Source organism: Aquicoccus sp., assembly GCF_041686535.1.
Lineage (GTDB): Bacteria > Pseudomonadota > Alphaproteobacteria > Rhodobacterales > Rhodobacteraceae > Aquicoccus.
Genome location: NZ_JAWLDS010000029.1, coordinates 24,937 through 34,784 on the forward strand (window position 1 = coordinate 24,937; position 9,848 = coordinate 34,784).

The following is a 9,848-nucleotide window of genomic DNA, read 5'->3' on the forward strand; positions in this document are numbered from 1 at the left end:
TCGCTAAGAGCCGCCAAAGTGCCGCAGCGCGGCGCAAACTGGCCCAGATCGGAAATGTCGCCCATGCATGCCGTCACGCTTCTGACCTCTCCCGAGTCACCGACACTCGACCTGGCCCTGGTCGATTCGCTGCGCAACGCCTGGGGCGGGGGGCGCGCGCGCTGGCTGGCTCCGGACGAAGCGGCGGAATTTGCGGTGCCCGAGCGGCCCGGGAACCTGTGGGAGGTCTGGGCCGATCTCCAGGGGATGGGCGTTGACCTCGTGGTGCAACCCGAGGAAGGGCGTCGCAAGCGGATGCTTCTGGCCGACATGGACAGCACGATGATCCGGCAGGAATGCATCGACGAGCTGGCCGACGCAGCGGGGGTGGGCGACTACGTGAAGGAGATCACCGCGCGGGCGATGAATGGCGAGCTGGATTTCGAGGGCGCGCTGACCGAGCGGGTGGCGCTGTTGAAGGGGCTGGATGCGGGCGTGATCGACACGGTGCTGCGCGAGCGGATCGAGCTGATGCCGGGGGGGCGGGCTCTGGTTGCGACGATGCGCGCAAATGGCGCCTACGCGGCGCTGGTTTCGGGTGGGTTCACGGCGTTCACCGCCCGAGTGGCGTCCGAGCTTGGCTTTGACGAAAACCGGGCCAACACGCTTTTGATCGAGGATGGTCGCCTGACCGGGGCGGTGGCACCGCCGATTCTGGGGCGCGAGGCCAAGGTGCGGGCGCTGGGGGAAATCAGCGCACGGCTGGGGATTTCCGAGGCGGACGTGATGGCGGTGGGCGACGGTGCCAACGATCTCGGGATGCTGAGCCGGGCCGGGGCGGGGGTGGCGCTGCACGCGAAACCCTCGGTGGCGGCGCAATGCGACATCCGGGTCAATTTCGGCGATCTGACCGCGCTGCTTTACGTGCAGGGCTATGCGAGAGCCGATTTCCTGCACTGAGTTGCAGGATTCCAGGCGGCGATCCCGACGTGTCGTCACCTCTGGGTCTTTCGATGCATTCTGCGAAAGCCGTTGTATGTAAAAGAAATCTCAGGCAAACTCACCGCGCCTGAACCGGCTGCAAACCCTGGGGGGATTTTGCAGGGGGCCTTTGGTGGCTGAGGTCGAGATTTTCGTCACGGGTGACCAGATCGGAACGTTTTCCGGCGTTTCGACCAGTGGCAACAACAACGGCACGAAGGTCACGCTTTCGGGCGTGCAGTCGCTTGGTAGCGAAACGGACGTGTTCCGCATCGTCGTACGACAGGTCAACGAGGGCGACACGCTGTTCTCGAACGGACAGATTGTGGACATCTATGACGGTCCGACGAGCGATCCGTCCGATCCGCCGATCTATTCCAATCTCAACCCGCAGCACGATCAGTTCCAGGGGCGGGCGTCGTCGGCGGATCACCAGATCTTCACCAGCCCGGAAAACATCGTCTTTGATGTGAATGGCGTGTCCGAGGGCACCATGCAATACGGGCCGGGAGCCGACCCGCCCCGGACCGAGCAGCTTTCCTTTGAGACATTGGAGCCTGATCCACCGGAATTTCCCTGCTTCGTGGCCGGAACCTTGGTCGAAACTGCCCGCGGGCCGCGTCCGGTCGAGAGGATTTGCGTGGGGGACCTGGTAAAGACACTGGATCACGGATTGCAGCCGGTCCGTTGGGTGGGCCGCAAGGAGGTTCCAGGCGACGGGGCGATGGCGCCGATCCTGATTCGCGCCGGGGCGCTGGGCAACAGTCGGGATCTGTGGGTGTCGCCGCAGCACCGGATGCTGCTGGGTGACTGGCGAACCGAGCTTTTCTTCGGACAAGGTCAGGTGCTGGTGGCGGCGGCGCACCTGGTCAATGGAGGCGCGATCCGACAGGTTGACCGACCGCGGGTCTGCTATGTGCACCTGGCCTTTGACCGGCACGAGGTGATCTGGGCCGAGGGTGTTGCGAGCGAGAGCCTCTATCTGGGTGCAGAAGCGATTGCGACCCTGGGAAAGGCGGCACAGGCCGAGATCAGGGCTTTGTTTGGCGATGAGCCGATGCAGACCCGGCACGAGCCCTTGACCGCACGACATTGCCTTCGCCGATGGGAAGGCGCGCTGGTGGCCTGCGCCTGAACGTCAGGTTGCAAGCGCCCGGGATACGGCGCGACGGAACATGTCTTCGACCGGTGCCTGGCTGGCGCCGGCGCGGGTCATCAGGCCGACGGGACCCTGGGTGATCGCGGTATCGAAGGGCAGGCGGATGAGATGGCCGTCGGCGATCTCATTGGTGACGACCCCGGCTGAGATGATCCAGACGCAATCGCTCTGTCGCGTGTGAACGCGGCCAAAGGCACCCGAAACGGTTTCGATCCGGCGTGGCAGGTCGCCGACCCCGTTCTCGGCGAGGTAGCGGTCAACGAGCGGCCGGATGGCCGATCCGGCGGAGGGGTAGATCACCGGGTAATCGGCAATGCGGTGCAGGTCGGGCCTGTCGGAAAGCGGGTGGTTCGCGCGCACGACAAAGGCCACCTCTTCTGCGTAGAGCTGGGTAAAGGACAGGCCCTGCATCATCTCGGGTGGGCCAAGGCGGCCGATGACGAGATCGAGCTCACCAAGGCGCAACCGGTCGGTCAGGTATCCATGCGGGCCGTCGATGATTTCGAGCACCGCCTGAGGGGCGAGCTTGGCAAAGGCGCGGGCCACCGGTGGCATGAGCCATGCGGCGATGGAAGGCAGCGCGCCGACGCGCAGGCGCGTACGGGCGGATTGGCCGATATCGTCCACCTCGTTGAGGCCCTGTTGCAACGCGGCAAGCGAGGCCCGGGCAAAATGCAGGAAAACCTCGCCCTGCGGCGTCAGCGCCACACCCGCACGCGAGCGGGTGAGAAGCGGTGCGGCAAGGATGTCCTCGAGTTCCTTCAATGTCCTGGAAATCGCCGGCTGGGTGAGGTGCAAGGTTTCGGCTGCGCGTTTCAGGCTGCCTTGGCGGGCGATTTCCGTGAAGCACTGGACATGGCGGAACTTGATGCGGCGGTCGATCATTTGCTTTCCAGTTTTGGCAATTAAACCTGCAATAAGGTCATTTTACTTTGCGGAAAAGGCAATCCATGATCGGCGCAAGGGAGGACGACCCATGCGGACACAGGTTGCGATCATTGGGGGCGGGCCGTCGGGCCTGCTCTTGAGCCAGCTTTTGCACAAGCGCGGCATCGACAGCGTGGTGCTGGAGCGCAATACGAAGGACCATGTTCTGAGCCGGATCCGGGCGGGTGTGCTCGAGGTGGGATTGGTGAACCTCATGCGCGAGGCAGGGGTGGCGGCGCGGATGGACAGCGAGTGCTTTATCCACGACGGCACGGTGATTTCGCGCGACAACGAACAGTTCGGGATCAATTTCAAGGCGCTGACCGGGCGCCACGTGGTTGTCTATGGCCAGACCGAGGTGACCCGCGATCTTTACGATGCGCGCGAGGCGGCGGGTGGCAAGATCGTCTTTGAGGTCGAGGGGGTCGAGATACACGGGGCGGATGGTGACGCGCCATACGTCACCTGCATGAAGGACGGGGCCGAGCAGCGGATCGATTGCGATTTCGTGGCCGGGTGCGACGGGTTCCATGGGGTCAGTCGTCAGGCCATTCCGCTTGCCGTTCGGCACGAGTTCGAGAAGGTCTATCCCTTCGGTTGGCTGGGCGTCTTGAGCGAGACGCCGCCGGTGAATGAAGAATTGATCTATGCCAGTTCCGAGCGGGGCTTTGCGCTTTGCTCGATGCGCAATGAGAACCTGAGCCGCTATTACATCCAGTGTTCGTTGAGTGACAGCCCCGAGGACTGGAGTGATGCGGCCTTCTGGGACGAGTTGAAGCGGCGCATACCGGAGGAGGCGGCGGAAAAGCTCATCACCGGACCCAGCATCGAGAAATCCATCGCGCCGCTGCGATCCTTTGTCACCGAGCCGATGCGCTGGGGGCGGCTTTTCCTGGCCGGGGACGCGGCGCATATCGTGCCGCCCACAGGCGCCAAGGGGTTGAACACCGCGGCATCGGATATCCACTATCTCTATCACGCGCTGGCGCAGCATTATATCGACCGCGACGACGAGGGGATCGAGCGCTATTCCGAACGGGCGCTGGCGCGGATCTGGAAGGCCGAGCGGTTCAGCTGGTGGATGACCACGCTCTTGCACCGCTTCCCCGATCAAAGTGATTTCGACCGGCGCATCCAGGCCGCCGAGGTGGCGTTTCTGCGCGACAACCGCGCGGCGCAAACGGTGCTGGCCGAAAACTATGTCGGCCTGCCATACTGAGCCGCGGGAGAGAGTGCATGTCGGAGCGATATGAAAAGGGAATGAAGGTGCGCCGGCGAATCCTGGGGGATGCGCATGTGGACAGGGCCGAGGCGAGAAAGAGCGATTTCGAGGCACCGTTCCAGGAGATGATCACCGAAACGGCCTGGGGTCATGTCTGGGCCAGCGACGGGATTTCCGAGCGGGAGCGCTCGATGATCACGCTGGCGCTTTTGGCGGCGCTGGGGAATTTCGACGAGATCCCGATGCATATCCGCGCCACCACGCGCACCGGGGCCAGCAAGCGCGACGTGCTGGAGGCGTTCCAGCATGTGGCGGTCTATGCCGGGGTGCCGCGCGCCAATCACGCGCTGAAACTGGCGCGCGAGACCTTTGACGAGATGGAACGCGAGGGCGGGGCATGACCCCGAGGAGAGGAGACCGATATGAAACCCGGCGAGTTTTACCAGAGAGACCGGCGCTGGCATCCGCCCGCGCTTGACCGCGATTACAAGACGAGCGTCACCCGCTCGCCGCAATATGCGGCTATCAGTCTTGAAAACTCATTGAGCGAGATCACCGGGCCGGTGTTCGGGCATAACGACATCGACCCGAAGGATAACGACCTGATCCTGAATTACGCCAAACCCGGCGAAAGCCCGATCGGCGAGCGGATCATCGTGCATGGGCGGGTGTTGGATGAAAACGCGCGGCCGGTGCCAAACACGCTGGTCGAGATATGGCAGGCCAATGCGGGCGGGCGGTATCGCCACAAGAAGGATACCTATCTTGCCCCCATCGACCCGAATTTCGGCGGCTGCGGGCGGGTTCTGAGCGATGAGAACGGCTATTACTTCTTTCGCACGGTGAAACCCGGGGCCTATCCGTGGCGCAACTGGGTGAATGACTGGCGCCCGGCGCATATCCACCTGTCGGTGTTCGGAAGCGGGTTCGCGCAGCGGCTGATCACGCAGATGTATTTCGAGGGCGATCCGCTGATCGAGACCTGTCCGATCGTCAACACGATCAAGGACAAGGCGGCCATCGGGCAGCTTGTCGCGCCACTGGACCGGAACGCGACCATCCCGCTCGATTCCATTGCCTACAAGTTCGACATCGTGTTGCGTGGGCGGCGCTCGACCCTGTTCGAGAACCGGCTGGAGGGGAATTGATGCAGAAGCTTGATTACCTCAAGGAAACGCCCAGCCAGACGGCGGGGCCTTACGTGCATATCGGGTTGGCGCCGGGGGCGGCGGGGTTCGACATCTACGAGCGCGAGCTGGGCTGGGACGTTGCCGGGCCGAATGCGCGGGGCGAGCGTATCCGGGTCGAGGGCGTCGTGATCGACGGCACCGGCAGCCCGATCAAGGATGTAATGCTTGAGGTGTGGCAGGCCAATGCCGACGGAGTTTATGCCCATCCCGAGCATCCGGGCGAGGTGGAAGAGGGATTTCGCGGCTGGGGCCGGGTGATCACCGATTTCGATACTGGCGAATGGGGCTTCGACACCGTGAAACCCGGGCCGGTGCCGGGGCGAAATGGCACGATGATGGCGCCGCATATCAACCTGTGGATCGTGGCACGGGGGATCAACCTTGGCCTCAACACGCGGGTCTATTTCAGCGACGAGACCAAGGCCAACACGAATGACCCGGTGCTGAACCTGATCGAGTGGGAGCGGCGGCGACAAACCCTGATCGCACATCGCAGCGAGCAGGATGGACAGGCGGTCTATCGCTTCGATATCAAGGTGCAGGGCGAAGACGAGACTGTCTTTTTCGACATCTGAGGCACAAGGAGCGTTTCATGACCAAACCCTGCATCATCTGCGTGGCAATCACCGGCAGCGTGCCGCAAAAGGCCGACAACCCGGCGGTGCCGATCACGATAGACGAGCAGGTCGAAAGCACCCATGCGGCGTTCGAGGCGGGGGCGAGCATAGCGCATTGTCATGTGAGGATGGAGGATGGCACGCCGACCTCAGACCCGGAGCGCTTTGCGAGGCTCAAGGAAGGGCTGGAAAAACATTGCCCCGGCATGATCATTCAGTTTTCGACAGGAGGGCGGTCGGGCGCGGGGGCCGAACGGGGCGGAATGCTGCCGCTGCGCCCGGACATGGCGAGCCTCACCGTTGGATCGAACAATTTCCCGACGCGGGTTTACGAGAATCCGCCGGACCTGGTGGCATGGCTGGCCAGCGAGATGACGAAATACGACATCACCCCCGAGATCGAGGCCTTCGACCTGAGCCATATCCATCAAGCGGTGATGATGAAGCATGCGGGGCTGCTGCCCGGCAAGCTTTACGTGCAGTTCGTGATGGGCGTGAAGAACGCGATGCCCGCCGACAAGGACGTGTTCGATTACTACGTGCGAACGATGGAGCGGCTGGCGCCCGAGGCGGAATGGTGCGCCGCCGGAATCGGGCGGCACCAGATCGAGGTGAACGAATGGTGCATCGCCGCGGGTGGCCATACGCGCACGGGGCTTGAGGACAACATCCGGCTGGACCGCGCGCACCTGGCGCCGTCGAACGCGGCGCTGGTCGAACGTGCGGTGGCACTGTGCGAGAAATACGAGCGCCCGGTGGCCAGCGTGGCCCAGGCGCGCGAGATTCTCGGCCTGCGCGCGGCCTGACGCGGCGAGATTCGCCCCTTGCGACTCATGAGGCGATGACGGTTTCCTCGCGCGGTGCGGGCAGGGTGCACAGGTCGCTGCCGCTGAGCAGGGATGTGACGACATGGCCCGACTCGGTGTCGCGGATGGCATAGCCATAGCCGCGCAGGCGGAATTTCCATTCGCGTTCCGACAGTGACATGCCGCGCTCGCGCAGAACGATGTCGCAGATTTCGGCGGTCAAGGCGGCGTCGATATGATCGTGTTTCATGACTTGTTACCTCGTTTCAAATCTATTGTTGATGAAACGAGGATGATCACGGTTTGTGGCGTTGGTTTGTCCTGAATTGGGAAATTCAGCGGGCGGCGCGCAACGATCAGCGCAGGAGACTGAGCGCCAACCCGCCAAGCGCGGCAATGAGGACAACCCCCCATGGCGGCATCTTCCATACGGTCAGGAGCACCAACGAGACCAATGCCAGCGTGAACTCGCGCAGATCGCCGATGGCGCTGGTGAAGAGCGGCGAATAGAGGGCGGCCCCCAGGATGCCGACTACCGCGGCGTTCGCGCCCTGCATCAGCGATTGTGCGAAGGCGAGGGTGCGGAACCTGTCCCAGAAGGGCAGAACCCCTACGAGGATCAGGAAACCGGGCAGAAAGAGCGCCACCAACGCAAGCGCGGCCCCCGCAACACCGTTCGGGGCCGGTTCCAGAACCGCGCCGAGATAGGCGGCAAAGGTGAAAAGCGGCCCCGGCACCGCCTGCGCCGCGCCATATCCGGCAAGGAAATCGTCAGCACTGGCCCAGCCAGTTCGCACGGTTTCACTCTCAAGAAGCGGCAGCACGACATGCCCGCCACCAAAGACCAGCGCACCCGAGCGATAGAAAGCGTCGATCACGGCAACGGGCTGGGCCGCGCCCGCCAACAGGGGCAGCACGATGAGAAGGCCCGCGAAGGCGAGCAGAGCGGCAATCGCCTGCCCGCGCGTCACGGGTGTCGCGACATGGCTGCTCCTCGCGTCACCCGTGCCACGCCCGAGGATGAGCCCGACAACCGCGCCCAGCACGATCGCGCCGACCATGCCGATGGCGCCGGGCATAAAGGCAAGGACGGCCACGGCCGCCACCGCGATGGTGGCGCGTTCGCGGTCGGGGCAGAGCGATTTCGCCATGCCCCAGACCGCCTGTGCCACGATGGCCACGGCGACGATCTTGAGCCCGTTGAGCACGCCCGTCCCGGCAGGGCCTTCGATCGCGCCCGCGCTAAGGGCAAAGGCCAGCAGGATCAGCGCCGACGGCAGGGTAAAGGCGAAAAAGGCGGCCAGCGCGCCCAACCACCCGGCGCGCATCATGCCAAGTGCGAAACCCACCTGGCTCGATGCCGGGCCGGGCAGGAACTGGCAGAGCGCCACGAGATCGGCATAGGCGCTGTCAGAGAGCCAGCGCCGCCGCGTGACCAGCTCATCCCGGAAATAGCCCAGATGCGCGATCGGCCCGCCAAAGGACGTGAGGCCCAGTTTGAGAAATGCGACGAAGACCTCACCGGCTGTGCCTTCGCGCATGACCTCAAATCCCGGCCTCGGCGGCGATTTCGGCACGGGATTTTCGGGCGCGTTCGGTGGCGGATTTCAATTGACCGCAAGCGGCCATGATGTCCTCGCCCCGGGGGGTGCGGATGGGCGAGGCGTAACCGGCCTTGTAGATGATGTCGGCAAAGCTCTCGATCCGTTCCCAGTCAGAGCGCTCATGCGGCGCGCCGGGCCATTCGTTGAAGGGGATGAGGTTGATCTTGGCCGGGATGCCGCGGATCAATTGCACCAGGCGCCGCGCATCCGCGTCGCTGTCGTTCACGCCCTTGAGCATCACGTATTCAAAGGTGATCCGCTCGGAATTGGATGCCTTGGGATAGGCGCGTAGCGCGTCGAGCAGGGTGGCGATCGGCCATTTGCGGTTGATCGGCACCAGCTTGTCGCGCACCTCGTCGGTGGTGGCGTGGAACGAGACTGCCAGTTGGCAGCCGATTTCCTGCGCCGTTCGCGCAATCTCCGGCACCACGCCCGAGGTCGAAAGCGTGATGCGACGCCGTGACAGCGAAATGCCTTCGGGGTCCATCGCGATCTTCATCGCGTCACGGACATTCTCGAAATTGTAGAGCGGTTCACCCATCCCCATCAGCACGATGTTTGAAAGAAGGCGCGGGCGTGCGTCCGAGCCTTCGCCGGGTTTTGGCCATTCATCCAGATCGTCGCGGGCGATCATGATCTGACCGACGATCTCGCCCGCCGTTAGGTTACGCACCAGTTTCTGCGTGCCGGTATGGCAGAACGAGCAGGTGAGGGTGCACCCGACCTGGGAGGAGATGCAGAGCGTGCCGCGGTCTTCCTCGGGGATATAGACCACCTCGACTTCGTGGCCGCCAGAGATACGGACGAGGTATTTGCGGGTGCCATCGGCCGAGACCAGTTTCGAAACCACCTCGGGGCGCTCGATCACGAAATTCTCGGCGAGACTGGCTCGATAAGCCTTGGCGAGGTTGGTCATCGCGGCGAAATCGGACTCGCCGCGTTGGTAGATCCACTGCCAGAGCTGATCGGCGCGCATCTTTGCCTGCTTCTCGGGCGTTCCGGCGGCGATCAGGGCCTCGTGCAGTCGGGGGCGGGTGAGCCCGATGAGGTTCACCTTGCCATCCGCACGCCTGGGCATGCGGGGAAGGGCGGTGACGTCCGGGGTTATGGGTATATCGGTCATGATGCGCGTGTCCTGTAAAGGCTGCGCTTATATAGGGGATTCGGGGTTGATTGCAAAACGAATGCCCGCGACCCGCGTCCCGCGCGGCAGGGCAGCCGGAACCCGGTTGCGCGGATCAGCTGCGACAGGCCCTGCCTGTGGCTCGGATCACTTGCAACGCTCCTCGGCATCTTCGACGGCAGCCGTGAACCCCGAAAGCGAAAACGTATCCTTTGTGGTGGTGCCACGCGACGACTCGCC

General features: G+C 63.7%; 11 protein-coding genes. 7 read left to right on the forward strand and 4 right to left on the reverse strand.

Annotation, left to right across the window (positions count from 1 at the left end):
• Positions 1–63 precede the first annotated feature (63 nt).
• Complete coding sequence (serB, locus tag ACESL9_RS08490) at positions 64–939, forward strand: phosphoserine phosphatase SerB (protein ID WP_372674720.1); 876 nt, start codon at positions 64–66, stop codon at positions 937–939.
• A 154-nt stretch (positions 940–1,093) separates the two neighbouring features.
• Positions 1,094–2,095, forward strand: coding sequence for a Hint domain-containing protein (locus ACESL9_RS08495; protein WP_372611883.1), 1,002 nt, complete (start codon positions 1,094–1,096; stop codon positions 2,093–2,095).
• 3 nt (positions 2,096–2,098) lie between these two features.
• Here ACESL9_RS08495 and pcaQ read toward each other — a convergent pair whose 3' ends face one another.
• On the reverse strand, positions 2,099–3,004 hold the full coding sequence (pcaQ, locus tag ACESL9_RS08500; protein WP_372611885.1) for a pca operon transcription factor PcaQ: 906 nt from the start codon (positions 3,002–3,004) through the stop codon (positions 2,099–2,101).
• Positions 3,005–3,095: 91 nt separating this feature from the next.
• Between pcaQ and pobA the strand changes: the two genes are divergently transcribed.
• The 5 genes from pobA to ACESL9_RS08525 are packed head-to-tail and all read left to right on the forward strand — an operon-like array spanning position 3,096 to position 6,881.
• A complete protein-coding gene (pobA, locus tag ACESL9_RS08505; RefSeq protein ID WP_372611887.1) occupies positions 3,096–4,265 on the forward strand; it encodes a 4-hydroxybenzoate 3-monooxygenase in 1,170 nt (389 codons plus the stop codon).
• Positions 4,266–4,282: 17 nt separating this feature from the next.
• Entirely contained in the window at positions 4,283–4,669 is a 387-nt protein-coding gene (pcaC, locus tag ACESL9_RS08510) for a 4-carboxymuconolactone decarboxylase (protein WP_372674721.1), read from the forward strand.
• 21 nt (positions 4,670–4,690) lie between these two features.
• Entirely contained in the window at positions 4,691–5,416 is a 726-nt protein-coding gene (gene pcaH, locus ACESL9_RS08515) for a protocatechuate 3,4-dioxygenase subunit beta (RefSeq protein ID WP_372611891.1), read from the forward strand.
• Positions 5,413–6,033 (forward strand): protocatechuate 3,4-dioxygenase subunit alpha, encoded by a 621-nt coding sequence (gene pcaG, locus ACESL9_RS08520; RefSeq protein ID WP_372611893.1) that lies wholly within the window; start codon positions 5,413–5,415, stop codon positions 6,031–6,033. Before pcaH ends, pcaG begins: the two co-directional genes overlap by 4 nt.
• A 17-nt stretch (positions 6,034–6,050) precedes the next feature.
• A complete protein-coding gene (locus ACESL9_RS08525; protein ID WP_372611895.1) occupies positions 6,051–6,881 on the forward strand; it encodes a 3-keto-5-aminohexanoate cleavage protein in 831 nt (276 codons plus the stop codon).
• Between the two features lie 25 nt (positions 6,882–6,906).
• On the opposite strand, the gene ACESL9_RS08530 is transcribed toward ACESL9_RS08525, so the two are convergent.
• From ACESL9_RS08530 to rlmN, 3 genes are all read right to left on the reverse strand, one after another.
• Positions 6,907–7,131, reverse strand: coding sequence for a hypothetical protein (locus tag ACESL9_RS08530; RefSeq protein ID WP_372611897.1), 225 nt, complete (start codon positions 7,129–7,131; stop codon positions 6,907–6,909).
• Between the two features lie 106 nt (positions 7,132–7,237).
• Positions 7,238–8,422 carry a chromate efflux transporter gene (gene chrA, locus ACESL9_RS08535; RefSeq protein ID WP_372611899.1) on the reverse strand — a complete coding sequence of 395 codons (1,185 nt, stop codon included), beginning with the start codon at positions 8,420–8,422 and terminating at the stop codon, positions 7,238–7,240.
• Positions 8,423–8,426: 4 nt separating this feature from the next.
• The gene (gene rlmN, locus ACESL9_RS08540; RefSeq protein ID WP_372611901.1) at positions 8,427–9,608 is read right to left on the reverse strand and encodes a 23S rRNA (adenine(2503)-C(2))-methyltransferase RlmN; all 1,182 of its coding nucleotides are present in this window, start codon (positions 9,606–9,608) and stop codon (positions 8,427–8,429) included.
• Positions 9,609–9,848: the final 240 nt, after the last annotated feature.